Genomic DNA, 25,808 nt, shown 5'->3' on the forward strand with positions numbered 1-25,808 from the left:
GAACCCTAAGTGGCCGTTACCTAAATAACGGATATGTACCCGGTCCAGCTGCGTTGACTGCCGGGCCGCCTTCGCGAGCAAGCCCGCTCCCACAGTAGGATCGCGGGGTGTCAGATAGATAGGTGTCGGCTGTCAGGCCGCCATCGCAGGCAAGCCAGCTCCCACATTTGGATCGCGGTGCGTCAGCTAGATCAGCGTCGCCTGTCAGTCCGTCACGGGAGCAAGCTCCCTCGCCACAGGTCCAGCGTTGCCCATAGCGGTAACGACTGCCACGCAATAGAAATTACTGATTGAATCAACCCGCACGCCTCTAGTAAGCTCCCCCCATCATTTGGAGAGCCCCATGTTGCCACTCACCCACACTCAGGTTTGCCCTGCTGCCAGCGCCTTGCGCTCGGTGTCGGCTACCCGTGTGAACGGTTCGAGCGCACTGGCCGGCTTTTATTTTGGGTATTGGTTTAGCCACTGGCGCGCCTGATACCTGAAATCGGCGCCCACTACTCAAGGGGTCGCCTACCAGAGAAATCTAAACCCCCGGTCGGCTCCCCGACCGGGGGTTTTGTTTTTTCAGCGCCTAACAACTTGTTTGCTCACGATCACTTAAAGGAATCACACCATGAACTTCACCACCTATTACCGCTACGACACTTGCACTGCATGGCGATTTAGCCAGCTCCGTTCGGGACAGCCTGCCGCCTCCGACCGGTCACCCCGTGGTGGCAAGCCAACACACGTAGCCGATACGGCCAATTGTCGAACACCCCAGTAGGCCAAGCGTGCGGGAATCGCCCGCCGCTTGCCCAGGAAGCCTTGAATATGAACTCCTCCGTCGCCGCTTTGCCCGTCTCTACCCTCAACAGTGCCAATGAAGCCCTGACCCAGCGTTTGCCCAGCTCCCTTGAGCTCAAGCATCAACTCCCGCTCAGCCCGTTCCTCAACGAACAAGTCCACGCCCATCGCCAAGCCGTGCGCGCCATCCTCAATGGCGAAGATTCACGCTTGCTGGTGATTGTGGGGCCGTGCTCGATCCACGACCCGGAATCGGCCATGGAATACGCGCGCAATCTGAAGAAGCTTGCACTTGAAGTCAGCGACCAGATGCTGCTGGTGATCCGTGCCTACGTCGAAAAACCGCGCACCACGGTGGGTTGGAAAGGCCTGGCCTACGATCCGCACTTGGACGGCAGCGATGACATGGCCGCCGGCCTGAGCCTGTCCCGTGAATTGATGCGTGAAATGCTGCGCCTGGGCCTGCCGGTCGCCACCGAGTTGCTGCAACCCATGGCCGCCGGCTACTTCGATGACTTGCTCACGTGGGTCGCCATTGGCGCACGCACCACCGAATCGCAGATTCACCGCGAAATGGCCAGCGGCCTGGGCATGCCCGTAGGCTTCAAGAACGGCACCGACGGCGGCGTCGCCATTGCCTGCGATGCCATGCGCTCAGCGTCGCACCCGCATCGTCATTTCGGCGTCGACAGCCAGGGCCACCCGGCGATCATCCAGACGCCCGGCAACCCCGACACCCACCTGGTGCTGCGCGGCGGCCACCGTGGGCCGAACTACGATGCGCAAAGCGTGGCCGACGTAAAGCATGACCTGGCCAAGTCCAAGGTGGCGGCGCGGATCATGGTCGACTGCAGCCATGCCAACAGCGGCAAGAACCCGCTGCGCCAACCGGCGGTATTCAATGACGTGCTGGAGCAGCGCTTGCAAGGTGATACCTCGCTGGTCGGCATGATGCTTGAGAGTCACCTGTTCGAAGGCTGCCAGCCGCTAAGCGCGTCGATGAAATACGGCGTGTCGGTCACCGATGGCTGCCTGGGTTGGGACGGGACCGAGCAGTTGTTACGCAGCGCCGCCGAGCGGCTGCGGGAGCACGGCAAAGCCGACTGATCGGTGAAAATCAACATCTGGGAGGGAGCTTGCTCCCTCGCCACAGGTCCAGTGAGGTTAGGCCCGGGCCACCGGCATGCGAGACAACTCCCGCAGCCACGGCAACACCCGCAGGCCGTGGGCAGTCTCGCAGGGGTCGACAATGTCCATGAAGTGTTCGAGGTTGACGTGGTCCGGCACGCCCGGCAGGCGCACCCGCACGGCCGGCGTTACACCGCAAGGAGCGCCCAGATCCAAGTGCTCGTATACCAGCACATGACGCACCTGGGGCTGAGGTTCGTGGGCTTGGGCCATCAACCCTGCATTGATTATCAGCACATCGAAGGGCTCGGCAGGAATGGCGGTAAGAATTCGCACCTCTTCGAATGTCTGCACCGGCACGATCCGGTAATAACCCAACCGGTTGAGCATTTTCTCGATGTACAGGCGTTGCAGATGCTGTTCATCGGCAATCAGGATGGTCAGTGCTTTGTTCGGCATGGCAAACCCCTGGCAGGCAGTGCTCGGCAGTGAGCGCTGCCCATTTTCCAGACATACGCCGACGACAAAATCAGGCATGTTCCCGGTTCGCGTAAGAGTTTTCCCAAATTCCGCGAATGGCGATCAACCACAGTCAGGGCTGATTGCAATAAGCGCTCAAGCCGTGATGCAAAACATCGATCGCTTCACCCACGCCCTCAACCGCTGGCCCCAAGGCCTGACGGTCGCGCTGTTCACACGCCACTTCCAATGCTTCACACCTATCGATCAATGAGCTGGCCTTGACCATCCGCGCACCGCCCTTGGCACGGTGAGCCAGGTCGTGCAGCTTGGCGAAGTCTGCCTGGCTTGCCAGGCGTGGCAGCAAGGCACGGTCCGCCTCCAGGCTTTCGAGCAACGGCGCCAGCAATTCGACAAGCGCAGCGTGATCATCGCCGGTCAGCGCGACCAATGTGCTCAAGTCGAATGTCGCCACGGGCTGCGGGCCCGCGTCGGCCACACGCGAGGCCAGCGCCGACCGCAAGTCGTCAAGCCCGGTTGGCTTGAACAGGCAGCCATCCATGCCCGCCTGCCGGCAGCGCTCGGCTTCCTCCGGCTGGGCGTTGGCGGTGAACCCCAGCAACAGGCAGGGTTCCAGACCCTGTTCACGCTCTTGCGCGCGAATGTCCTGCGCCAGCTGATAGCCGTTCTTGAACGGCATGTTGCAATCGGTAATGACGCCGTCGAACTGCCCCGTTCTCCACTGTTCAAGCCCTTGAACACCGTCTTCGGCCGTGACGATATGGTGGCCCAGAAAGCTCAACTGTCGAGCCAGCAGCAAGCGATTGGCCGGGTAGTCGTCCACTACCAGAATGTTCAACGCGCGGCCCTCAGGCGCCGCGTCTTGCACAGGCTCAACCGCGGCCGGCAGCGTGGCGCTCATGGCCAGTGCCAAGGTCACGTCCACCCGAGTGCCGTGCCCCAACACGCTGCTCAGGTGCAATTGGCCGCCCATCATTTCGCACAAGCTGCGGCTGATCACCAACCCCAGCCCAGACCCGCTGCGTGCCGACTGCTGGTTATTGCTGCCCTGGATAAACACGCTGAACAACCGCTGCTGGTCGGCGATGCTGATTCCGATGCCAGTGTCTTGCACCCATAACTGCAACGCCAAGCGATCGTCCTCAACCACCGCCTGCGCGACCAGGCTGACCTGCCCATGGGGCGTGAACTTGATGGCATTGCTCAAAAGGTTCGACACCACCTGCTTGAATCGCAGTGGGTCGACCAGCACCGCCTGATCAATCAACGGGTCCAGTTCAACCTGCAGCGCCAGCCCCTTGGCTCGGGCCAGCCCCTCGAACACACGCGCGACCGACGCCAACAACTCATGCAGGTTGGCAGGCTCCAGGGTCAGCGACAAATGCCCGGACTCGATCCGCGCTATATCGAGAATATCGCCGATCAACTCCAGCATGCCCCGTGAAGCCACCGAGGCCACCTCCAGAGCGTCGCGGTCGACCCGCCCCTGTTCGGCATTTTTCAACGCCAGCTCGATCATGCCTATCACAGCGTTCATCGGCGTGCGGATCTCGTGGCTCATGGTCGCCAGGAAGGTCGTCTTGGCGCGATTGGCGGCGTCGGCATCGTCCTTGGCTTCCTGTAGCTGGCCGAGCAACCGGTGCCGCTCGCTTACATCTACCCAACCGGCAATCATGCCCACCACCTTGTCGTCGCCGTCGCGGTACGGCAGCATCCACTGGTAAATGGTCAGCACATCGCCATTGGGCACCTTGAGTATTCGATCATGAATCTGCGGCTCGCCCCCCGCCATCAAGCGCAGGTAATCCTCATGAAACGACTGGGCCTGGGGCGGGTTTTCGACGTCGGTTTCCACCACCGTCCTGCCGATCACGTCTTCAAGCTTGTAGCCAAACACGTCGAGGTAGGCGTTATTGCAGGCCATCAGCCGCCCTTGGCGGTCTCGCACGTAAATCGGGTGCGGCGTGCCGTCAATCAATACGCTCATGAACCGCATCTGATCGCTCAGCGCCCGCTCGGCCTGCAGGCGCTTACGAATCAGGCTGCGCAGGTAAATGGCCCAGCCCAGCGTGACGGCCAACAACAGCGCCGCCAACCCAAAGCCCTGAAGAATCACGTTGCGATAACGCAACCAGTAGCTGTCCTCGATGATGACCTCGCTGCGCCACTGGCCAATCAACTCGTCCATTTCCTGCGGGGTGATACTCAGCAGGGCCTTGTCGAGGATCGAATACAACTCCAGCTGACTGCGGTTGACCCCAAAGGTCACGCGTGCAGGCTCTGTGCCGACCGTACTGGCGACCCGCAAGCGGTCGCGGTAATACCGGTTGATCAGATAGCGTGCGCTGATCAACGAATTGACCGCGCCGTTGGCATCACCATTAGCCACCAGCGCCATGGCTTGCTGGGGGTTCTCTACGTCGACAAACATCACGCCTGGAAAATTCTGCGCTATGTCCTCATGCAAGCCATTGCCAACCACCATGGCCAGGCGTTTACCGACCATGTCCTCCAGCGTGAGCGGGCTATGCGGTCCGTCACGGGTTACCAGCACAAAGGGATTGGTCAGGTAGGGCCGGGTAAAGCGCACTTTTTCGGCCCGCTCCACACTGGGGGTGATAACCGCCAGCATGTCCGCCGTGCCCGCACTGACGATATTGACCTGGCGCGGCAACGAACTGCCCGGCACCACATCGAACTTCAAGCCGGTGCGCAAGCTGATGCGCGATAACACTTCGGCACTCAACCCTTCGAATTGCCCTTGATCACCAATAAAAGATAACGGTAGGAAGTCATTGAGCACCGCGACGCTAACCCGTGGGTTTTTCTGCACCCAGCGTTGTTCACTGGCGCTCAAGTGCAGCCGGTCAACGCCGATTATGCCCAGGTTACCCCCGCTCCAGCGGCGCAGGATTTCCATCTGTTCGCTGGCGGGGATCGCCTCCAGCGCGGTATTGAGGATGGGCAGTAAACGCGTATTTTCATGGGTCACGGCAAACGCAAACGGGTTGACTTCCAGGCCGGAAAAATCCGCCATGCGCACATTGTTGAGGTGGTTGCGATTGATCAGGTAATTGCTGCTGATGGCATCCCCCAGGTAAACGTCGGCACGACCAAACGCCACGGCACCAATGGCTTCGAACGTCGAGGCAAACAGTTCCAGCTGGGCCTTGGGGTAAAACGCCCGTACGGCGTCGGGCTGCATATAGTGATACAGCATCGCCACGCGCTTGCCGGCCAGGTCGTCATTCAATACCTGGCTGTCACCGCTGCGAGTCACCAGGGTCGGTTGATCGTTGGCATAAGAGCGAGATAGAAGCAGTTGCGGGTCGGCCGCTTCATAACCATTGGCCGAACCCAGGAAATCCACCGCCCCCTGCTTCAGGGCCTCGATCACTTCATCTCGGGTGTCGTAACGCCGAACTTCGATGGAGATATGCAAGGCCTGGCCGACCAGCGCGGCAAAATCGGCGGTAATACCTTCCAGTTCGTCGTTGTTATTGGTCAAGTCAAAAGGTGCGTAATCGGGCGCCGAAATGCCCATCAGCAATGAGCGCCGCTCACGCAGCCAACGCCAATCGGCTTCGTCCAGCGCCACTTGTGGGGTTTCGATATGAGAGTGCCCCAACAGCCGCAAAACGTGAGGCTCTTCAAGGGCCACCGCGATAAGGGGTAACAGGCTCATCCAAAGGATCGTGGCGAACCTCATCAACGCGGTGGCGATCATTTCAGTTCAGATCAGCTGGTTGCGCTGGGCAAACTTGGATAAGTGCACTACCGAGGACATACGCAACTTCTCCTTGAGTCGAGTCTTGTAGGTACTGATCGTTTTGTGGCTCAGCAGCATTTGCTCAGCGATTTCCTTGTTGCCCAACCCCAGGGCGAGCATCTGCAGTACGGTGAGTTCGCGGTCAGACAAACATTCGATCATCTGCCGTTCCGTTTCTTGCAAATCGTCGCGCCGCACCGAACTGGTCGGCAAACTGGGGAAGCAGCTGTAGCCCGACATGATCGCCTTGATAGCCTTTTGCAGCTCATCCAGTTCGCCGGTCTTGGCGACGAACCCCATGGCGCCGGCGCGCATGCAGCGGGTGGAAAAAAACACCGCGAGGTAGGAAGTCAGCACCAGAATCTTGCATGGCAAGCCCAACGCCTTGATCCGGCTGATGACCTCCAACCCACCCAATTTGGGCATCGCCAGGTCGAGGATAATCAGCTCGGGACGTTGCTCCCGGGCCAACTGCATCGCATCTGCGCCATCCCCTGCCTGAAAAATCTCAACAAAACCCTCCAACTGCAGGAGGTGTTTGACCGTCGCTCGGATAAACGGATGGTCATCCACAATTAATGCTTTGCTCATACAACTTCCCTATGTGGACAAAATACCCTTACACATCACACCGGACCTGGATACCTGTGAGAATTGACAGTTCCGACAAGCGGCGCTGCCCTTTCAGAACGGTAACCAGGCGGTGTCTGGCCCCTTCACTTAACTCAGCATAACTACGGACGCCGGACCTCAACGACCCAACAGCCGCAAGTGCCCAACCTTAGCAACGCAGTGATGTTTCAACTGAAGGGATAATCCGGAGTGGATGTAGGATTTTTCCACAAGTAAGCTTAGCCAACCCTGGCTAGTCCATAGGGGTCAGTCGGTGGTACTCGGGCTCCAGAAAGCCTGTACCACCAAGGTTGATGTTGAGAGGCGCGCTACCAGGGCATCCAGTTCGTCGCCATCCACCGACGTGGCGGCCAGGATGGCCTCGATCTCCACCTCGTCGCTGCCGAACGGCCGCACATCGACATCGCTGGCCGGGTAGTTGCAACGTGCCAGCTCGGCTTCGAGCAACGCCATCACCGCCTGCTGCTGACTGCGGCGCGCAATCACGTAAAGAATGTTAGTGACCTCTGCCGACACCACGTCCAAGGGTTGGCGGTTGATGTTATTGACGATCGGCCGCAGCAAGGTGTTGGCCGCCAGCACAAACAGCGTACCCAGCAAGGCCTCCAGGATCAGGTCGGCGCCAGCGCAGGCGCCCACCGCCGCCGAAGCCCAGAGGGTGGCGGCCGTGTTGAGCCCGCGCACATTGCCCTCCTCGCGCATGATCACACCGGCCCCCAGGAAGCCGATACCCGACACCACGTAAGCGACCACGCGCACCGCGCCCTCCGCGCCGCCCAGGCGGTTGGCCATGTCGACAAAGATCGCCGCGCCCACCGCCACCAGCACATTGGTACGTAAGCCGGCGGTGCGCTGGCGGTACTGACGTTCGAAACCAATCAAGCCGCCGAGGATAAATGCCGCGCTGAGGCTGACCACGGTGTCGACCAGGGAATTGAGGTTGATGTTGTTGATTGCCTGCATAAAAAAATCTCCATGAATGCAGATGCACATTGAAACAATGCCGGCCCCTGTAGGGGCGAGCTTGCTCGCGAAAACGTCAACGATGACGCGTGCTTGCTGAATGAACGCGGCGTCTGCAAGTTCTTCGCGAGCAAGCTCGCTCCTACACAGTAAGCCTGGCTCCCACAGGGTTTGCGGTGTTGCATGGCACTCACTACTGCCAGCCAAACCTGCGAATGTAGTAGCCCTTCACCGCTTGGGTCAGCGCCATGTACGCCAGCAAAATCACTGGCAGGAACACAAAGTACAGAGACGGCAACGCCTGCAATTTGAAGTAATGCGCCAGTGGCCCCATCGGCAGGAAAATCCCCACGGCCATGATCACGCCGGTCATCAGCATCAACGGCAGCGCTGCACGGCTTTGCAGGAACGGGATTTTCGGGGTGCGGATCATGTGCACGATCAGGGTCTGGGTCAGCAGCCCCACCACGAACCAGCCGGATTGGAACAGCGTCTGGTGGTCTGGCGTGTTGGCATCAAACACATACCACATGAGTGCGAACGTGGTGATGTCGAAGATCGAACTGATCGGCCCGAAAAACAGCATGAAGCGCCCCACTTCCCCCGGCTGCCAGCGTTGCGGCGTAGCAAGCATCTCGTCATCGACGTTGTCGAACGGGATCGCGATCTGCGAGATGTCATACAGCAGGTTTTGCACCAGCAGGTGCATCGGCAGCATCGGCAAAAACGGGATAAAGGCACTGGCCACCAACACCGAGAACACGTTGCCGAAGTTGGAACTGGCGGTCATCTTGATGTACTTGAGCATGTTGGCGAAGGTGCGCCGGCCTTCCAGCACGCCCTCCTCCAGGATCATCAGGCTCTTCTCCAACAGGATGATGTCGGCCGCTTCCTTGGCGATGTCCACCGCGCTGTCCACCGAAATACCGATATCCGCCGTGCGCAACGCCGGAGCGTCGTTGATGCCATCGCCCATAAAGCCCACCACATGCCCGTTGGCCTTGAGCAAACGCACGATGCGTTCCTTGTGGCTGGGGGTGAGTTTGGCAAACACGTTGGTAGTTTCCACGGCCAGGGCCAGCTCGGCGTCGCTCATGGCTTCGATGTCGTTGCCCATCAGCAAGCCTTGTTGCTCCAGGCCCACTTCGCGGCAGATCTTCGCTGTGACCAGTTCGTTGTCGCCGGTCAGTACTTTGACCGCCACGCCGTGGGCCTTCAGGGCCTTGAGAGCCGGTGCGGTGCTTTCCTTGGGCGGGTCGAGAAACGCCACGTAGCCGATCAGCGTCAGGTTGTTTTCATCGGCCAGGGTGTAGGTGTCACGCCCCGCCGGCATCGGCTGCGCCGCTACCGCTACCACCCGCAGCCCTTCTTCGTTAAAGGCCGCGGTCACCTGGCGAATGCGCGCCAGCAGTTCGTCGGTCAGCGCTTCATCGACGTCGCCATGGCGCACGCGGTTGCACACCGACAAAATCTCCTCCACCGCTCCTTTGCAGATCAACAGGTGCGGTTGGTGCTGCTCGGCCACCACCACCGACATGCGGCGGCGGTTGAAGTCGAAGGGGATCTCGTCGACCTTGTGGAACGCGGTACCGACTTTCAGCTCGCGATGGATGTCCACGTGCTCAAGCACCGCCACATCCAACAGGTTCTTCAAGCCGGTCTGGTAGTAGCTGTTGAGGTAGGCCATTTCCAGCACGTCGTCCGACTCCTGGCCCCACACATCCACATGCCGGGCCAGGAAAATCTTGTCCTGGGTGAGCGTGCCGGTCTTGTCGGTGCACAGCACGTCCATGGCGCCGAAGTTCTGGATCGCGTCCAGGCGCTTGACGATCACCTTCTTGCGCGACAGAAACACCGCGCCCTTGGCCAGGGTCGAGGTGACGATCATGGGCAGCATTTCCGGGGTCAGGCCCACCGCAATCGACAGCGCGAACAGCAACGCTTCGGTCCAGTCGCCCTTGGTGAACCCGTTGATGAACAGCACCAGCGGCGCCATCACGAACATAAAGCGAATCAGCAACCAGCTGACCTTGTTGACCCCCTGCTGGAACGAGGTGGTCGCACGGTCCGTCGCCGTGACGCGTTGCGCCAAGGCACCAAAATACGTGCTGTTGCCGGTGGCCAGGACCACCGCCGTGGCGGCGCCGGACACCACGTTGGTGCCCATGAACAGAATATTCTCCAGCTCCAGCGGGTTGCGCGTATGGGCGTCCTGCTGATGAGCGAACTTCTCCACCGGCATGGATTCACCGGTCATCGCCGCCTGGCTGACGAACAAGTCCTTGGCGCTCAGCACGCGGCAGTCCGCGGGGATCATGTCGCCGGCCGACAACACAATCAGGTCGCCTGGCACCAGTTGCTTGATCGGCAATTCAATGCGTTTGGCAGCATCGCGGCGCAGCACCGTCGCGGTATTGCTCACCATGGCCTTCAAGGCATCGGCGGCCTTGTTCGACTTGGCCTCCTGCCAGAAGCGCAACAGGGTCGAGAGCACCACCATGGAGAAAATCACCGTGGCGGCCTTCATGTCTTCAGTCAGCCAGGAGATCACCGCCAACAGGGTCAGCAGCAGGTTGAAAGGGTTCTTGTAGCAATGCCACAGGTGCACCCACCACGGCAGCGGCTGCTCGTGCTCGACTTCATTGAGGCCGTATTGCACGCGCAGGGCATCGGCCTCCTGGGTGTTCAGGCCCTCGGCGTGGCTGCCCAGTACACCCAGCAATTGCACGGTGCTGCGGTTGGCAGCAGCCACCAGCGTCTGCGCCAGGCTAGGCGGTACTTCGCGGCTGACGCTGGCGTCGGTCACGGTCTCCAGCATCGCCAGGCGGCGAAAATGCCGGGCGATATGCCGGGTCCGCAGGAAACCGGCGAAGAACTCTTTGAGCAACGTGAGGTTCATGGTGTAACTCCTGCGCGAGGAAAAACCGTCGTGCAGGTACTGCCCGTCCACACCGCGCCCGTCACACAGGCACAGCCGAACCTGGCCCGCCTGCCGTAACAGGCAGGCGCGTCCGTAGCATCCAGGCGTTACCCAGGTGCTGGTCAGCGTCGATGAGAGGGAATCAGGCAGGTGCCAGGATTGGCCACCGCCGGGATGCCGCTTCTCGCTTTGTGAGGCGAGACAACGGCATCTGGAAAATGCGCGTTACCTTGCCAAGAGGCCGGTTACCGAAACCGGCCGACGACTGTCACTCGAACAAGTACCCACTGAGGGTCTCCGCTATTGATGAAAACGCGCGAAGCTTACGCCCCGATGTTGGCGGAGTAAACCGTAGGAAAGTGCCTGCATGGTGAATAAGAAAATTCTTCAGGATGGGTTCAGGTAACAACGGTAGGAGCGAGCTTGCTCGCGAAAAGCGTCAACGATAACGCGTGCTTGCTGAATGAACGCGGCGCCTGCGAGTTCTTCGCGAGCAAGCTCGCTCCTACAGAAGGCGGTGTGCTGCTTTTACTCATGCGCCTGCCTGCTGTCGGTCGGCGCTTGAGCACGATCCTCGAGACTGTAATCGCGCACTACCTGGGCAATGCGCAGGTGGTAGTCAGCAAAAACCTGCCGACGGCCTGTTGATTGCGCGGCTCGATGTAGCTCAAGGCTGCGCCACTGCTGGATAGCCTCCTCGTCACGCCAGAATGACAGGGAGAGTAGCTTTGCAGGTTCACTCAGGCTCTGGAAACGCTCAACTGAAATGAAGCCATCGATTTGAGCGAGCAAGGGCTTGAGTTCGGCAGCGAGGTCGAGATAACGCTGGTAGTGCTCCTCATGTGGCCAGGCTTCAAAAATAACAGCGATCACTGTTGAGTCTCCTCATCACGGTAGAACCGCGGGATGCGGCCATTAAGGGAAGGCCAATAACCCCAGCGATAAGCACGGGCAGATGAGTCTGGCTGTCGATGCAAGAATGCCGAAATCACCTCTGAGGCAATAGCCAACGCCAAGGCCTGGCCTGGGCATTGATGCCTGCCTGCGCCGAAACTGAAGGTTCGTCGTTGAGTTCGTTTGAGCAAGAAGCTGTCGGGGTCTGGGTTGGCGGCGGGATCTCGGTTGGCAGCAGCAAGCAATAGTAAAACGGTATCGCCCGCCTCTAGAACGCTGCCGCCAATCGTGCAGCGCTGTGCAACGAAGCGCCGCGTGTTTTGTACCGGTGAGTCGTGGCGCGCTACCTCTGCCACCCACTCAGCCAAGAGCATGGGTGTGGCGTGCATGTCTTCAAACAGGTCAGGGTGTCGTTGGAACGCTATGAGGGCGTTGCCGATCAGGCCTGCAGTGGCTTCGCAGGTCTGTGACAACAGGCCAATCAGATTCGCAATCAACGCCTCATCGTCTTTCCAGGCTGAGGCTTGGTATTCGCCATAAAGACGATCCAAAAAGCCGCTACGCTTATCGTCGTCACTCAGCAGCGCTTGGACCATCTGCCTCAGCCGAGCCGCCCCACAATGGGCTTCACTGAGTTGAGCTTCGTCGCTCAAGGGCGATAGACAGGCGACAAAATCCCGTGTCAGTTGCGCGACTTCCTGCAACTGGCTGGGTGCGAAACCTATCAAAGTCGCAATGACCGAAACCGGCAACCTGAACATCCACTCGTTCGGGTTACCGACTGGGTCATCCAATGTCTCGACAACCTGCGCCACAATGCCTGCGAGATTTTCGCTTCCCAACGAGCCCAAGGCCGGCTCGATAACCATCCGGGGGCAGCGGTGTTGCGCCCCCTCGTTCATACGCATCAAACGACCAAAGATATCGCCTGCCGCGCCTTGTGCAATGGCCGCTGGAATCGGCTCGTGCAGTGGGCGTACAAGGCAGTCGGGATGCTCCAGGATGGCCTCGACAACGCGTGCGCCACTGGCAATCCATAAACCAAGATCTGCATCGAAAACCAATTCACTGTGTCGCCTGAGGCGTGCGTAATAATCGTAGGGGTCGGCATGGGTGGCGGCTTCAAACGGCGTCATTTTGGCAGTCCTTTTCGCAAAGAACGGCTACTATCGAACAACCGTCACATCGACAATTCGCTCAGGAACGAAATATGGATTCCCAAAGCAATGACACCGCCATTTCCCGTGTCGCCGGCGCGATTGCGGAACCCGCAAGGACGAAAATGCTGTGTTCGCTGATGGACGGTCACGCCCGTACCAGTACTGAACTGGCCGTCATCGCCGACGTCAGTGCTTCTACGGCGAGCGCACACTTGGCAAGGCTTAAAGAGGACGGTTTGATAAAACTGCACACCCAGGGCAGGCACCGCTACTTCAGCCTGACAGATGCGCATGTGGCCCAAGCGATTGAAGCCCTTATGGTGATCAGCCGAAACGCTCAGACCTCGTTTGTTTCGACAACCCCCAGTCGATTGCAGCTTGCGCGAACCTGTTATGACCACATGGCGGGATCCTTGGCGGTACAACTGCACGACTATTTCCTCGACTCCGGCTGGTTGAGCATGTCGGACGCGGGTGACGGTACGTATCAGCTCAGCGTGGAGGGCGAAAAAGCGATGGCAGGGCTCGGTATCGAGGTAGATACCGTAAGGGTACAGAGGCGTCGTTTCGCTTGCGCATGCCTGGACTGGAGCATGCGCCGCCCTCACCTCGCCGGCGCACTGGGGGCCGCTGTGCTACAGGCCGTCATCAGCCGCAAATGGGTTATCCAGGACCTTGATAGTCGGGCGCTGGCCGTGACGCCCAAGGGGCGAAAGGAGCTGTCGGGCAAGTTTGGGATAAGGGTTGAAGAGCCAGAACTGAAGCGATCAGGCAGCGCCTGCGCATAAGGCCAAACCCCCTTCATGCTACGGCGCGCCGGGCTGGTCCCGCTCAACCAACGCCAGGTAGCTGTCGATGGTTGCCTGGCCGACGGGCTTGACCTGTATCGACACCCTATTCACCTGCCGGCCCATCGTGATGCCCTCGCGGGTGCGCACCTGTACATAGCCAAGCCTGGGCCAAAAACGCTCGGCCCTGGTATTGCCCACCACCACCGTCAGCCGTAGCCACTGAGCGCCCTTTGCCACCGCCCACGCCTCAAGGTCGGTGTGCAAGCGCTGCGCCAGCCCGCTGCCGTGCCAGCGCGTATGCACCAGCAGCAACCCAATGTGCCACACCCCGGCGGCGAGCAAATCCGCAGCGATATTCACCACGGCGACCAGGTGGCCCTGCGCATCTCGGTAACCCAGCCAGTACAGGCGGCTGCAACGCCAGCCAGCGGGCAATTGGCCGCGTAACTCTTCCCGTGCTTCGGTCGGGGTAGCCGGTTCGCCATTCACCGCGATGAAGTAATCGGGTTCCTGTTCAAAAAACTGCTGCAGCTCAGCCTCATCGAAGCCAAACAGCTCAACCACCCGAATGCCTTCCAGGGAGCTGCCAGGCAACAGATGTGGATCAACGTCCATGTTCAACCTCTTCAATCATCCCGCGTCAGCACTTCCAGCAATTCAATTTCGAAGCGCAGGTTACTGTTGGGTTTGATATGCGCGCCCATCGAGCGCTCGCCATAAGCCAGGTGCGCGGGTACATACAACATGCGCACGCCGCCAACCTGCATGCCCATCAAACCCTGGTCCCAACCCTTGATCACGCGGCCAGTGCCGATTACGCACTGGAACGGTTTGCCCCGCTCCCAGGAGGAATCGAACACCGTGCCATCTTCCAGGGTGCCGGTGTATTGGGTGGTGATCAGCGCGCCCTTGACCACGGCTTTGCCGTCGCCCAGGCGGATGTCGGTGACCTGCAGTTCGTCGTTGCTCATGGAGTTCTCATTGAAGGAGGCTAAAGGCTGGGTTTTCCCAGAATTGGGTGGGTTTGGCAAGTGCAGGGAAATGGCCAACGTGATGGTGGACCGTTAGCTGGAATGCATACAGATCCAATGTGGGAGCGGGCTTGCCCGCGAAGGCGGTGTGTCAGTCAATGCATCTGTGTCTGCACTACCGCTTTCGCAGGCAAGCCAGCTCCACAATTGGATCTGCGTGCATCCAAAAGCCTTTACAACCAATGCCAGAACCGGCTCCAAAACCCTCGCCCCAACTCATCCTTGCACCCGGCATATTGGCGCGCATACATCTGCGAACGCGCTTGCACCTTGCTCGCCACCGGTGGCAGCCAGGCTTTGCTGGCGTAGGTGCGCTGGCGGTAGCCGCCCCAGCCTTCGTGGTAGTTCAGGTATTGGCCATAGGCGTCGTACTTGTAGACGCCGTTGATGGTGTAGGTCTTGTCCATGTACCAGCCGATAAAGTCGATGGCGTCGTCGAAGTCTTCGCGATCAGCGCCGCTGCGGCCGGTGGCTTTGCGGTAGTCGTTCCATACTTCATCCTTGGCTTGGGCATAGCCGGAAGCGGTGGACACACGGCCCCACGGGATGATCCACAGCAGGTATTTTCGCGGGGTCTTGGCGTCGTGGCGAAAGCCCGACTCCTGATACATGATGGCGAACGGCACCTGGATCGGTACGCCCCAACGCTTTTGCGTGACCTTGGCGGCGTCGTACCAGTCGTCTTTTTCGCGCAAGATACCGCAGAGGTCGTTGGGCGTGCGTGGCGGCGAGGTGCCGCACGCCGCCAACAGAGAAGTGAGTAATAACAGTCCGACGGCTTTGCCTGCGCTCAAGGGGGCACCTTTGTGGGATAAGGGTAAAATGCCAGCATTTTACCCCTTCACACAGGCGGCGTCCTTGCCGCAGACAGTTTTAAGCCAAAGGCACGCGACGGGTAGTCAGCGCAATACGACCGATAAAGAAGCTCAAGGCCGCGCCCAACAGCAGCATGGCCAAGGTGCTCCAGGCCGCGCGGGACAGTTGCTTGGCAGCGACTTCACCGGCTTCACGGGCTTTCTGTTCCGCCTGTTTTTTCAGCTCATCGACCTTTTGCATGGCTTGCTGATAAGCCTGGGCATAGTTATCGACGATCTGGGTGGCTTCTTCTTTGCTCTTGCCAGTGCGGGCCGCGACGATGTTGACCAGCGCTTCTTTATCCGCCGCATTCAGTGCTGGCTCGCCGGACGCTTTCACACGCTCGAACCACTGCTTGAGCTCATCACCGGCCTGGGCAGGATTGTTCGCTGCATCGGTGGCCGACTGCTTGCCATCGGCCGCTGCCTGATCGGCTTTTTGCTCAACATTGGCAGGGTCCAGCTCAGCCTTGCCGCTCTGCTTGAGCAAGGTATCCAGTTGGCCTTGCAGGCTGTTCCAATCCAGCTCGATGCCCTGCTCGTTCAACTGTTGCTTGATGCTATTGCCAATCCCCGGCGCGGCGGCAGCAATGCCACTGCCGGCTGCGGACAGGCCTTTGCCCACCACGTTGCCGGCAGTACCGACCACGCTGGAAGCCAGGCCCGCCAGCAACCAAGTAGTGAGCAAGGTGGTCAGGGTCCAGGTCAGCACCCCGTGCAGACCGCCGCGATCCGGCGCGGTGCGGCCGGCCACGAACGCGCCCAACGCGATGGCAACCAGTGTCGATACAAACAGCCAGATGCCCGCACCCGTGCCAAAACCGCTCAACGGGTTGCCTGCTTCCATCGGGTCAACGGCGCTGGCGCCAATGGCGGTGCCCAACACACTCAAGACCAGGTAGGTGACCAGTGCGATTGCACTACCGGCCAATACCGAGCTCCACGACACACGAAACAGTGATCGATTGGTTTCATAGACAGTGGTCATACAAAGGTCCTTTTCAAATTGAGGAGCAAGGCAATGCGCCTTGTTGGGTGTGAGTGTGGCGAAACGACATACGTTCAGTCCTGGCCCATATGCACCAGGCGCTCTGGTGCATTCGCACTGCCCCGTAGGCAATGACTCTGCACTATCCTGAAGCCGGGATGTCGTAACCCAATGTGCCTTGCCCTGCCCTAATCGGAGACGTTATGACCCAGGATGTTCTCGCCAAAGAAACCAACCGCCGCCAACTGCAAACCATCATCTCCGGGCTGTCTGACGGTGTGATCCTGGCTGAGGTCGACCAGACCATTCTGTGGGCCAATGAAGCGGCGTTGACCATGCATGGGGTCAGCGAGGTCAAGGAACTGGGCGCCAATACCGAGGCGTACGCCAAGCGCTTTGCCCTGCGCTATCGCAACAACCACCCCTTGCCACTGGACAGCTACCCCCTCAGCCGCGTGGCTGCCGGTGAAGAGTTCAGCGATGTGGTGGTGGAAGTCACGCCCGCCGACGACGAACATCGCAGCTGGGTGCACCGCCTGCGCAGCCTGGTGCTGACCGATGCCCAGGGTGAGCCGGAGTTGCTGGTGCTGATCCTCAGCGACGCCACTGAATGGGCCAGCGCGGAGCAACGCTTTGAGAAAACCTTCAACGCCAACCCGGCGCCCGCCGTTATCTGCCGCCTCAGCGACCTGCGCTACATCAAGGTCAACCAGGGTTTCCTGGAGATGACCGGCTACAACCGCGACCAGGTCATTGGCAAATCCGTGTATGAATTGGATGTGCTGGAACAGGCCGAGCGCAAGGACCTGGCAATCCAGCGCCTGGGCGAAGGCGCGACCATCCCGCAGATGCAGGCCGAACTGCGGCTGCCCGAAGGTGGCAGCAAACTGGTGATCGTCGCCGGCCAACCACTGGACATGAACGAGGAAGACTGCATGCTGTTTTCCTTCACCGACCTGGAGCCACGGCGCAAAGCCGAGATCGCCCTGCGCCAGAGCGAAGAGCGCTTCGCCAAGTCCTTCCGCCTGACGCCCGTGCCGACCCTGGTGTGCAGTGCCGACAACCGCCAGGTGGTAGACATCAACGAAGCCTTCATGAGCATCACCGGCTACATCAGCGAGGAACTGATCGGCAAATCCATCGAAGACATCAACTTCATCGACAGCCCCCAGGCCGGCGCACAGTTGTTCGCCACCCTGGAAAAAGCCGGCAACCTTGAAGGTCAGGACCTCAAGGTGCGCAAGAAAGGCAACGAGGTGATCGACTGCGTGGTGTCCGCCGACACCGTGGTTATTCAGGACGTACCCTGCTACCTGATGGTGCTGATGAACATCACCGAACGCAAACGCTCGGAGCTGGAGCTGGTGGCAGCCATCGAGGAAGTCATGCAGGACGCATCCTGGTTCAGCCAGACCCTGATCGAGAAGCTGGCCAACGCCAAGAGCGTCAACAGCCCCAACCTGCCGAATGTTTCCTTCACCGACCTCACCGCCCGCGAGCGCGATGTGTTGGGCCTGATCTGCGAGGGACTGGCGGACAAAGAGATCGCCTCGCGCCTGAAACTGGCGCCCAACACCGTGCGTAACCATGTGGCCACGGTGTACTCCAAGCTGGGGGTGCACAGCCGTAGTGCAGCGATCGTCTGGGCCCGTGAACGCGGGCTGTTTGCCGGTGATTTGCGCGTAAAAAACAAGCCATGACCGTGCAAATGCACTAGTGCGTCTAGTGCGAATTCGCCTTATTGAGCGGCGGTGCAAGCAATAACCTTCAAGGGATCGTATTTATGCCTAGAAGGAACCCGCATGTTTACCCTCTCTCAACTGCGCAACTGCATCGAAGAAGGCCTGTCACCGCTGACGTGCGAATTCACCCTGTGCCGGGACGCGTCCTTGACTCTCAAGGTCTACGACGCCGAGACCGGCCGCGTCGACCTGGTGGTGACCGGCATCAGCACCAACCGCCTGCAAACCCCGCAGGAAGTGGCAAAAATGGTGGATGAGTTGCGCTACGAGCTGCAAAGCAACAACGTCGGCAAGCTCACGCTGGATGATTTGCCTTTATCGCCGCTCCCATGAAATAAAACACCCCGCCTGCGACGATAAACGCCCCCAGCATGTAGAACATGTAATGGGCTGGCAGGCTGGCCAACACCAGCCCGCACAACACCGGCCCCAGCGCGGCGCCGAGGTTGGACAGGTTTTGCGCCCCGTAATACATGCCCCGCAGGTGGTCCGGGGCAATTCGGTCGATAAACATGTACTCGGCCGGGAACACGATGATTTCCCCGACGGTGAACACCGCCATCGCCAACACCCAGCCCACCACGCTGCTGGACAGTCCGAAGCCGATCAACCCCAACATGAACATGCTCAAGCCGGCGATCAGCCATTGGCTCAGGTAACGGTGCGAGATGCGCCGGCCAATCAGGTACTGCAAGGCGATCACCAATACAGCGTTGGTGGTCAGCACCGCGCTGATTACCGTGTAGGTGTATTCGGCGGTCGTGGTGGTCACCAAGTACTGCGACAGGTAGGCCGTGAACTGGCCGAACACCACCGCGCTGAGTAGACCGCCGAGGGTGAAGCACACCAGGCGACGGTCCTGCAGCAAAACGCGGGCGACGGCGAGGAACGGCACCGGCTTTTGCGTAGCGTCCGCAGTGGCCAAGGTACGGTCACCCCAACGCCCATACAGCAGGAAAAACCCCAGCCCCAACAGCGCCGACAGAATAAACGGCAGGCTGATATCCAGCTTGGCCACCATCGCGCCAAAGAACGGCCCCACGGCATAGCCGATATTGGTAAGGGTGTACTTGATGGAAAACACCTCGCTGCGCGCGTCTTCGGGCAGCAGGCTGGCGAAGCCGGCTTTTACCGCAATATCGATGACGGCGTAGGCCAGGTTGATCAGGATCAGGCAGCCATAGAACGCCCAGATATTCTGCGCCAGCACCGTGCCGATAAACCCAAGCACAAACACCAGGCTCAACCCGAGCAGCAAGCGATAGCTATTGATGCGGTCGACCAGAAAACCGCCGTATACGCTCAGCAGCGAGCCGACGATCAGCGAACTGCCAATCACCAGGCCGACCTGGGTAATGTCCAGGCCAAAATGGCTGGTGAGGTAGATCACGAGGTAGGGAAAGGTGATGGCTTTGGCCAGCCTCAGCAGCAACGTGGCGCACAGCAGCAGGTTCACGGTGCGGGGGTAGTTTCTTATTGTGGCAAGCATCCTGCTCTCATTTTTCAAAGGTAACGCGACCATTGCGGTCGGTTACCTTAACGCAAGAAACATGAAACGAGCAGATGCCCCGACGGGATTATTTCTTGACTGGCGTAATCTCAAGGATGGTGCCGTTGGTGGTCTTGAGCAGGACGTACTTGTCGCCTACGCGCGCCCACTGGCTTTCCTCTTCGGGCTGCTTGAGGCCGCGTTTTTTCCAATCGCTGATGGCCGACTCCTTGCGCATCAGGATATCCGGCGCACGGTCGCCCTCTTTCAAGTCACGCGCGTTGATGTTTGAAGGTTGCACGGTTTCCTGAGGGGTATCGCCGGCCTGCGCCACGAAACTGGCGGTAGACAAGCTTGCAGCGACGAGAACACAGGCAGCTAGAGTTCTGGATTTCATGGGTGCTCCTTCAATTAATGATGCATACCCAGGTTCCGACCGCGGCGGCGCGCAATCATTCAGCCTTGTTTCCTGTGGCCAGAGATTGCGATCGTGAAAATAATGCTGTAATTTTTCATGAAATTATTCGACATAAATTTCATGACCCCACAAGAAGAACTCGCCACCCTCGCGGCGCTGATCCACGACCTGCGCAAGCACAAGAAGCTCACCCTGGCGCAACTTGCGCAAAAAATCGAGCGGTCGGTGGGGTTTCTGTCCCAGGTCGAACGTGGCCTGTCGCGCCCGACCGTGGCCGACTTGACCGCCATCAGCCACGCCCTCGACGTGCCCACCACCTACTTCTACAGCCTGCCCAAACCCAAGGCAGTGGACTGGGTCACCCGCCCCAACGAGCGGCGCACGGTGTATTACGCCAATGGCATCACCGACATCCTGGTGTCGCCAAGTATGAACGGCGCGTTTTCGATGCTCGACAGCTTGTTGGCCCCCGGCGCCAACAGCGGCGAACAGAGCATGAGCGACCGTGCCGAACAGGCCGGGTTTGTGCTCGAAGGCGAGCTGACGCTGTGGGTTGAGGGTGAGCCCGATGCGGTCACCCTCCACGCTGGCGACAGTTTCCACCTGGCCAGTTTCGCTCACTGCCGTTACGCCAACCTCACCGACCTGCCCGCCCGCGTCTTGTGGGTTTACAACTAGGAGCTGCACCCGTGAAAAGCCCATCTGCAACGTTGCTGGCCGAAGTACGGACCTTTCGCCAGAACCACCCCGACGCGCGTTATGTCGACCTGATCGCCCTGGACATTCCCGGGCATTTCTACGGCAAGCGCTACCCGGTGGAGATGCTTGAGAAAGTCGCCGCTGGCAGCCCGCTGAAGCTGCCGCAGAACGCGGTATTGCTGGGGGCTCAGGGTGGGTTGTTCAAGATTGGCGACTACTGCTTCAACGATGGCGACCCGGACGCCAACCGCCGATTGGTGCCCGGCACGCTCAAACCAGTCACTTGGGAGTCGCAGCCATTGGGGCAAATGCTCATCACCTCGGACGGCACTGAAGCGCCTATCGAATTCGAACCCCGCGAAGTCCTGGCCAAGGTGCTCGAACGCTTGCAACACCAGGGCATTCACCCCGTGGTCGCGTTTGAGCTGGAGTTCTACCTGTTCGATAAACAGCTGGAAAACGGCCTGCCGCAATTTGCCCGCGACCCGCTCAGTGGGGATGCCGACGACCAGCCCAACCTGCATATCGAACGGCTGTCGCGCTTCAGCGACGTGCTCGACGACATGGCGCAAACCGCCAAGGACCAAGGCATCGACATCACGGTGATCACCGCCGAAATCGGCCCCGGCCAGTTCGAGATCAACTTCGGCCACTGCGACGACGGCCTGCGCGCTGCCGACTGGGCCGCCCTGTTCTGCCGCAGCACCCGTGGCGTCGCGCTCAAGCAGGGTTACCGCGCCAGCTTCATGGCCAAGCCCTACCTGCAATTTCCCGGCAGCGGCATGCATGTGCATGTCAGCCTTTACGACGCGGCGGGCAATAACCTGCTCGCGGCTCATCAGCAGCAGCCGCTGCGCCACGCCGTGGCCGGGTGCCTGGAATTACTGCCGCACTGCATGCCGATCTTCTCGCCCAACCACAACGCCTTCCGCCGCCTGGGCGGCACGGTCAACGCTGCGACGCGTGCAAGCTGGGGCTTTGAGGACCGCGACGCCTGTGTGCGCATCCCCGACTCCGACCCGCGCAACCTGCGGATAGAGCACCGCCTGGCCAGCGCCGATGCCAACCCTTACCTGGTGCTGGCGGCGATCCTGGTGGGCCTTGAGCACGGGCTTGAGGCCAAGCGCGAACCCATCGCGCCCCTGAACGAAGACCGCAACAGCGGCACCGATTTCCCGGTGGAAATGCTCGACGCCGTGCGTGCCATGCAGCAGCAACCCGTACTGCGCGACAAGCTGGGCGCGGAATTTGTCGACGTGTATTGCGAGAACAAACGCCAGGATCACTTGGCCTTTCAACAAGAGATCCATGCGCGAGAATATCGCTGGTTTCTCTGACCCAACCATGGAAATGCAGATGAGCGACCAAGCCGCCCCGGCTCTCAAGGAAATCTTCAACATCGAACGCCTGCAACACATCGCCACCGAAATGACGGTGGTGTACCCGGCGTTCGACGCCAAGGGTTTTCTCCAGCACGCTTGCGTCGGGCTGGACGAGTTATCAGTGATGCAGCGCATGGCCCGGGTCAGCGAGAGCCTGCACGCGGTGATTGCGCTGGATTATGCGCAAACCCTCAAGCTGCTTTACGCTCTGGCACCGCGCATCAACAGCGGCTTTGTCAGCCTGTTCCTGGCACATTACGTGGCGAGTTATGGCCTGGGTGATTTCAAACGTTCAATGGCCGCGCTGAAGTTTTTCACCACTTTTGGTTCGGCCGAGTTCGCCATTCGCCACTTCTTGCTGCACGATTTCGAGCGCACCTTGGCAGTGATGCAGCAATGGTCGCTGGATGGTAATGAACACGTACGCCGCCTGGCCAGCGAAGGCTCACGCCCTCGCCTGCCTTGGTCATTTCGCCTTGCCAATGTGCAGGCCAACCCCGAGTTATGCGCGTCGATCCTGGATAACCTCAGGGCCGACAGCAGCCTCTATGTGCGCAAGTCGGTGGCCAACCACCTCAATGACATCACCAAGGACCACCCCGACTGGGTGCTCAACGTGATCGAAGGCTGGGACCTGGCCAACGCCCACACCGCCTGGATCGCTCGCCATGCGTTGCGCAGCTTGATCAAGCAAGGCAATACCCGCGCGCTGACGATCATAGGGGCCGGAGCCAAGGCTGAGGTGACGATCCATCGACTGAGCGTCACCCCCGCCGTGATCCGATTGGGCGAGCGGATCAATCTGTCATTCCAGCTGGAATCCACCGCCACCCACGCGCAAAAACTGGTGGTGGACTACGCCATCGACTACGTAAAAAGCGCTGGCCACAGCGCATCCAAAGTGTTCAAGCTCAAGGCTTTTACCTTGGGCGCCGGCGAACGCCAGACCATCAACCGCGAGCAGCACATCCGCGAATTGACCACGCGCAAGCACTACCCCGGCACGCATCGAATACATGTTTTGATCAACGGTGAATGCCTGGCCAGCACAGAGTTCGAACTGCTGAAACCTTGACACAAATCAAGCAAAAGGCTCTAGCACGGGCCTTTCAGACCGAACAATTGTCGAACAATCCTGGCCTTTGCCGTTGAGATCCATTATCATCCGGCGCCTTCTCGCTACCCGCCGGGTAGCTGTTTCAATGTGTCACCCGAGGCGCCCATGTACCGTTTTTCGTTTCACCGCTCTTTGATTGCCATCAGCCTGGGGCTGGTCTCCCATTCCGTCAGCGCGGCCCTGCAACCCATAGCCGAAGCCCCGCTGGCCAGTGACACCGAGCTGCACTGCCACTTCAACCGTGACGCCAGCACCGACTGCACCACCACCTACCGCTACACGATCCTCAAGGCCAACGGCCGCGAAATGCTCTCGCGCATCGATTTCGATTACTCCGAAGGCGATACCTTTGAAGTGATCAGCGCCCAGTCCACCCAGCCTGGCGCCAAGCCGGTCGCCCTCGCCGACACGCAAATCGATACTCGCAGCGCGCCCAACCCAGACCAGGGTTTCAGCCGCGATAAGCAAACCTCCCTGGCCTTCCCCAACCTGCGTGTGGGCACAAAAATCCGCTACACGGTACGCCAACATTACCCGGCCAAACCCCTGATGACCCAGTTCCATTACGTGCTCAAGTTCGGGCCCAGCGCCGCCCGCCGTGATCGTTTCAAGGCGCGCTTTACCGCCGAACGGCCGATCCAGTGGCGCAGCGAATTGTTCGACGGTTTCAAGGTAACGCCTTCGAGCAACGGCAAGACCCTGGACGTGGTGCAGAAGGCCCCGACCTACCTCAACTACATCAATGAATCCTCCGCCGCCGCACTGCTGCGCGTCCCCCGCCTGGAAGTGGGCAGCGCCGTGGACCGCCAGGCGTACTTCGGTGATTTTGCCCAGCGTTACAACCAGATCCTCGGCGCCAACCTACCGACGCAAGCCGCCGCCGCCGTGGCCGCCGCACGCAGCCTGGCGCCGGCTGAGCAAGTGGCCGCAATGATGCAGCACATCAATGATCACTACCGCTACCTGGGTGACTGGCGCGCAACCGAACGCGGGTACGTGCCGTTCAGCCTCGCGGAAATCGAGCAGCACGGCTACGGCGACTGCAAGGACCTGGCGACGCTGCTGACGGCCATGCTCAAGGCCAGCGGCATCAAGGCGGAGACCGCGTGGGTCAGCCGTGGCGACGTGGTAGATGCCCTGCTGATTCCGGGCACCCAAGCGCCGAACCACGCCATCGTGCGTGCCGAAGTGAATGGCCAGGTGTGGTGGCTTGACCCGACCAACCCGGTCTTCGCCCCTGGCCAGACCATGCCCGATATTGAGGACCGCTGGGTGTTGGTCAACGACGCCCAGAGCCAGGTGCGCGAAGAACACATCCCACTGGAGCGCCCCGAAGTCTCGATACGCCTGGACAAACAGGTGCAATACGGCAAAGAGGGAGATGGCGCGGTCAAGGCGACTATTACCTTCAGCCGCCTGCCGCTGATGCAACTGAGCGTCGCCGACCGCCAGCAGGGCACCACCGCCACCGACCAGAACATCTGCGCCAACTTCGGCAACGACATCAGCGACTGTCAGATCACCCGCGAACCCACCCGCTTTGTGGTACATGACGGCTACAGCGTCACCGCCCGCATGAACGATCAGCGCGCCCTGGAAAAACTGGCCAATGACTATGTCTACACCGACCCATCCTTGAAAGACCGCTGGGAGGGTTACGTCAACTATCGCCGCCAGGGGCAACAGGCCGACCTCTACCTGGGCAACCCAGAGACTTACGATTACACCTACACCCTGGCTGGCGGGAAAATGGAAAAAGCCATCCCCGGCTGCAAAGTGCGCTCGCCGTGGTACGACCTCGACCTGGACGGAAAACTGGAAGACGGCTCACTGCGCTATCACTATCGCCTGAGCCAGAAAAAACGTTGGCTGACCCATGCCGAAGTCACCAGCGATGCGTTCGGCAAGATGATTGAAGAAGCTCGGGCCTGTGCCGAGCAGGTGCATCAGGTGGTGAAGTTCTAAGCTGCCCCTGACCCACCCCGATCCAAATGTGGGAGCTGGCTTGCCTGCGATGACGGCGGGTCAGCTTGCACATGAGTGGCTGATACATCGCCATCGCAGCATAGGTATCTACACAACCTTGGAGGTTGTTGCAGCCAACGGTAACCACGATGCGAAGCGAGCCGCTCTTGATCTTGCTCTTGATCTGCTTTTGATCTTAGGCGCCCCGTCAAACCACGCTGGCCGGAATTCGACAGGGATTTGGGGGGTAAACCGGCAGGGATGCCGGTTTAGCCGCCCCGCGCCATGGATGGCGCGTGGCGGCGGCCCCCCAAATCACTGGCGGATTACGGGCACACCGAGCCTAAGCGAGGTGCCGAGTGGTGGGGCAAGAGCGTTTTGCTTACTTTTGCGCTTTTCAAAAGTGAGCCGCCGTCAGGGCGGAACCCTAAGTGGCCGTTACCTAAATAACGGATATGTACCCGGTCCAACTGTGTTGACTGTCAGGCCGCCTTCGCGAGCAAGCCCGCTCCCACAGTTCGATTGTGGGGTATCAGGTAGAGAAGTGTCGGCTGGTAGGCCGCCATCGCAGGCAAGCCAGCTCCCACATTTTAATC

Annotated in this window: 21 protein-coding genes; 8 read left to right on the plus strand and 13 right to left on the minus strand. The window is 60.0% G+C overall.

Annotation, left to right across the window (positions count from 1 at the left end; genetic code table 11):
- The first annotated feature begins 816 nt into the window (after positions 1-816).
- Complete coding sequence (locus tag HU731_RS27240) at positions 817-1,896, plus strand: 3-deoxy-7-phosphoheptulonate synthase (RefSeq protein WP_186606213.1); 1,080 nt, start codon at positions 817-819, stop codon at positions 1,894-1,896.
- 57 nt (positions 1,897-1,953) lie between these two features.
- Here HU731_RS27240 and HU731_RS27245 read toward each other — a convergent pair whose 3' ends face one another.
- The 7 genes from HU731_RS27245 to HU731_RS27275 form a co-directional block, all read right to left on the minus strand.
- Positions 1,954-2,376 carry an ANTAR domain-containing protein gene (locus tag HU731_RS27245; protein ID WP_186606349.1) on the minus strand — a complete coding sequence of 141 codons (423 nt, stop codon included), beginning with the start codon at positions 2,374-2,376 and terminating at the stop codon, positions 1,954-1,956.
- Between the two features lie 133 nt (positions 2,377-2,509).
- The gene (locus HU731_RS27250) at positions 2,510-6,124 is read right to left on the minus strand and encodes a transporter substrate-binding domain-containing protein (protein WP_186606212.1); all 3,615 of its coding nucleotides are present in this window, start codon (positions 6,122-6,124) and stop codon (positions 2,510-2,512) included.
- A 6-nt stretch (positions 6,125-6,130) separates the two neighbouring features.
- Positions 6,131-6,757 (minus strand): response regulator transcription factor, encoded by a 627-nt coding sequence (locus tag HU731_RS27255; protein ID WP_186606211.1) that lies wholly within the window; start codon positions 6,755-6,757, stop codon positions 6,131-6,133.
- A 288-nt stretch (positions 6,758-7,045) separates the two neighbouring features.
- On the minus strand, positions 7,046-7,762 hold the full coding sequence (locus tag HU731_RS27260; RefSeq protein ID WP_019821435.1) for an MgtC/SapB family protein: 717 nt from the start codon (positions 7,760-7,762) through the stop codon (positions 7,046-7,048).
- A 193-nt stretch (positions 7,763-7,955) separates the two neighbouring features.
- The gene (gene mgtA, locus HU731_RS27265; RefSeq protein WP_186606210.1) at positions 7,956-10,661 is read right to left on the minus strand and encodes a magnesium-translocating P-type ATPase; all 2,706 of its coding nucleotides are present in this window, start codon (positions 10,659-10,661) and stop codon (positions 7,956-7,958) included.
- A 549-nt stretch (positions 10,662-11,210) separates the two neighbouring features.
- Entirely contained in the window at positions 11,211-11,555 is a 345-nt protein-coding gene (locus HU731_RS27270) for an antibiotic biosynthesis monooxygenase family protein (RefSeq protein WP_186606209.1), read from the minus strand.
- Complete coding sequence (locus HU731_RS27275) at positions 11,552-12,712, minus strand: cytochrome P450 (protein WP_186606208.1); 1,161 nt, start codon at positions 12,710-12,712, stop codon at positions 11,552-11,554. The genes HU731_RS27270 and HU731_RS27275 overlap by 4 nt, the downstream gene beginning before the upstream one ends.
- Before the next feature lie 74 nt (positions 12,713-12,786).
- Between HU731_RS27275 and HU731_RS27280 the strand changes: the two genes are divergently transcribed.
- Positions 12,787-13,524, plus strand: a complete 738-nt coding sequence (locus tag HU731_RS27280) for an ArsR/SmtB family transcription factor (protein ID WP_186606207.1) — start codon at positions 12,787-12,789, stop codon at positions 13,522-13,524.
- Between the two features lie 18 nt (positions 13,525-13,542).
- On the opposite strand, the gene HU731_RS27285 is transcribed toward HU731_RS27280, so the two are convergent.
- The 4 genes from HU731_RS27285 to HU731_RS27300 form a co-directional block, all read right to left on the minus strand.
- Positions 13,543-14,142 (minus strand): GNAT family N-acetyltransferase, encoded by a 600-nt coding sequence (locus HU731_RS27285; protein ID WP_186606206.1) that lies wholly within the window; start codon positions 14,140-14,142, stop codon positions 13,543-13,545.
- Between the two features lie 11 nt (positions 14,143-14,153).
- Positions 14,154-14,498: an FKBP-type peptidyl-prolyl cis-trans isomerase gene (locus HU731_RS27290; RefSeq protein WP_186606205.1), complete on the minus strand. Its 345-nt coding sequence runs from the start codon at positions 14,496-14,498 to the stop codon at positions 14,154-14,156.
- Positions 14,499-14,731: 233 nt separating this feature from the next.
- Entirely contained in the window at positions 14,732-15,352 is a 621-nt protein-coding gene (locus HU731_RS27295) for a transglycosylase SLT domain-containing protein (protein WP_003190361.1), read from the minus strand.
- 79 nt (positions 15,353-15,431) lie between these two features.
- Positions 15,432-16,400, minus strand: coding sequence for a hypothetical protein (locus HU731_RS27300; protein ID WP_186606204.1), 969 nt, complete (start codon positions 16,398-16,400; stop codon positions 15,432-15,434).
- A gap of 203 nt (positions 16,401-16,603) precedes the next feature.
- Between HU731_RS27300 and HU731_RS27305 the strand changes: the two genes are divergently transcribed.
- Positions 16,604-18,100 carry a PAS domain S-box protein gene (locus tag HU731_RS27305; RefSeq protein WP_186606203.1) on the plus strand — a complete coding sequence of 499 codons (1,497 nt, stop codon included), beginning with the start codon at positions 16,604-16,606 and terminating at the stop codon, positions 18,098-18,100.
- Between the two features lie 102 nt (positions 18,101-18,202).
- Positions 18,203-18,475, plus strand: a complete 273-nt coding sequence (locus tag HU731_RS27310; RefSeq protein WP_003190355.1) for a DUF1652 domain-containing protein — start codon at positions 18,203-18,205, stop codon at positions 18,473-18,475.
- On the opposite strand, the gene HU731_RS27315 is transcribed toward HU731_RS27310, so the two are convergent.
- On the minus strand, positions 18,438-19,631 hold the full coding sequence (locus HU731_RS27315; RefSeq protein WP_186606202.1) for an MFS transporter: 1,194 nt from the start codon (positions 19,629-19,631) through the stop codon (positions 18,438-18,440). The two genes, HU731_RS27310 and HU731_RS27315, sit on opposite strands and share 38 nt — an antisense overlap.
- Before the next feature lie 88 nt (positions 19,632-19,719).
- The gene (locus HU731_RS27320; protein WP_186606201.1) at positions 19,720-20,028 is read right to left on the minus strand and encodes an RcnB family protein; all 309 of its coding nucleotides are present in this window, start codon (positions 20,026-20,028) and stop codon (positions 19,720-19,722) included.
- Between the two features lie 141 nt (positions 20,029-20,169).
- Here HU731_RS27320 and HU731_RS27325 point away from each other — a divergent pair, with 141 nt between their 5' ends.
- From HU731_RS27325 to HU731_RS27340, 4 genes are all read left to right on the plus strand, one after another.
- Positions 20,170-20,727: a helix-turn-helix domain-containing protein gene (locus tag HU731_RS27325; protein WP_032892444.1), complete on the plus strand. Its 558-nt coding sequence runs from the start codon at positions 20,170-20,172 to the stop codon at positions 20,725-20,727.
- A gap of 11 nt (positions 20,728-20,738) precedes the next feature.
- A complete protein-coding gene (locus HU731_RS27330; RefSeq protein ID WP_186606200.1) occupies positions 20,739-22,085 on the plus strand; it encodes a glutamine synthetase family protein in 1,347 nt (448 codons plus the stop codon).
- Between the two features lie 19 nt (positions 22,086-22,104).
- Complete coding sequence (locus tag HU731_RS27335; RefSeq protein ID WP_186606199.1) at positions 22,105-23,205, plus strand: DNA alkylation repair protein; 1,101 nt, start codon at positions 22,105-22,107, stop codon at positions 23,203-23,205.
- Between the two features lie 147 nt (positions 23,206-23,352).
- A complete protein-coding gene (locus HU731_RS27340) occupies positions 23,353-25,212 on the plus strand; it encodes a DUF3857 domain-containing transglutaminase family protein (RefSeq protein ID WP_186606198.1) in 1,860 nt (619 codons plus the stop codon).
- Positions 25,213-25,808 lie beyond the last annotated feature (596 nt).

The sequence above is a fragment of the Pseudomonas salmasensis genome (genome assembly GCF_014268375.2).
GTDB classification, from domain to species: domain Bacteria; phylum Pseudomonadota; class Gammaproteobacteria; order Pseudomonadales; family Pseudomonadaceae; genus Aquipseudomonas; species Aquipseudomonas salmasensis.

What these genes read in the sequence shown, in the direction of transcription:
- HU731_RS27315 (WP_186606202.1), bottom strand. Translation starts at nt 19,631, where the DNA reads ATGCTTGCCACAATAAGAAACTACCCCCGCACCGTGAACCTGCTGCTG.
- HU731_RS27275 (WP_186606208.1), bottom strand. Translation starts at nt 12,712, where the DNA reads ATGACGCCGTTTGAAGCCGCCACCCATGCCGACCCCTACGATTATTAC.
- HU731_RS27300 (WP_186606204.1), bottom strand. Translation starts at nt 16,400, where the DNA reads ATGACCACTGTCTATGAAACCAATCGATCACTGTTTCGTGTGTCGTGG.
- HU731_RS27305 (WP_186606203.1), top strand. Translation starts at nt 16,604, where the DNA reads ATGACCCAGGATGTTCTCGCCAAAGAAACCAACCGCCGCCAACTGCAA.
- HU731_RS27325 (WP_032892444.1), top strand. Translation starts at nt 20,170, where the DNA reads ATGACCCCACAAGAAGAACTCGCCACCCTCGCGGCGCTGATCCACGAC.
- HU731_RS27340 (WP_186606198.1), top strand. Translation starts at nt 23,353, where the DNA reads ATGTACCGTTTTTCGTTTCACCGCTCTTTGATTGCCATCAGCCTGGGG.
- HU731_RS27255 (WP_186606211.1), bottom strand. Translation starts at nt 6,757, where the DNA reads ATGAGCAAAGCATTAATTGTGGATGACCATCCGTTTATCCGAGCGACG.
- HU731_RS27245 (WP_186606349.1), bottom strand. Translation starts at nt 2,376, where the DNA reads ATGCCGAACAAAGCACTGACCATCCTGATTGCCGATGAACAGCATCTG.
- HU731_RS27285 (WP_186606206.1), bottom strand. Translation starts at nt 14,142, where the DNA reads ATGGACGTTGATCCACATCTGTTGCCTGGCAGCTCCCTGGAAGGCATT.
- HU731_RS27250 (WP_186606212.1), bottom strand. Translation starts at nt 6,124, where the DNA reads ATGATCGCCACCGCGTTGATGAGGTTCGCCACGATCCTTTGGATGAGC.
- HU731_RS27320 (WP_186606201.1), bottom strand. Translation starts at nt 20,028, where the DNA reads ATGAAATCCAGAACTCTAGCTGCCTGTGTTCTCGTCGCTGCAAGCTTG.
- HU731_RS27310 (WP_003190355.1), top strand. Translation starts at nt 18,203, where the DNA reads ATGTTTACCCTCTCTCAACTGCGCAACTGCATCGAAGAAGGCCTGTCA.
- HU731_RS27260 (WP_019821435.1), bottom strand. Translation starts at nt 7,762, where the DNA reads ATGCAGGCAATCAACAACATCAACCTCAATTCCCTGGTCGACACCGTG.
- HU731_RS27290 (WP_186606205.1), bottom strand. Translation starts at nt 14,498, where the DNA reads ATGAGCAACGACGAACTGCAGGTCACCGACATCCGCCTGGGCGACGGC.
- HU731_RS27280 (WP_186606207.1), top strand. Translation starts at nt 12,787, where the DNA reads ATGGATTCCCAAAGCAATGACACCGCCATTTCCCGTGTCGCCGGCGCG.
- HU731_RS27335 (WP_186606199.1), top strand. Translation starts at nt 22,105, where the DNA reads ATGAGCGACCAAGCCGCCCCGGCTCTCAAGGAAATCTTCAACATCGAA.
- mgtA (WP_186606210.1), bottom strand. Translation starts at nt 10,661, where the DNA reads ATGAACCTCACGTTGCTCAAAGAGTTCTTCGCCGGTTTCCTGCGGACC.
- HU731_RS27240 (WP_186606213.1), top strand. Translation starts at nt 817, where the DNA reads ATGAACTCCTCCGTCGCCGCTTTGCCCGTCTCTACCCTCAACAGTGCC.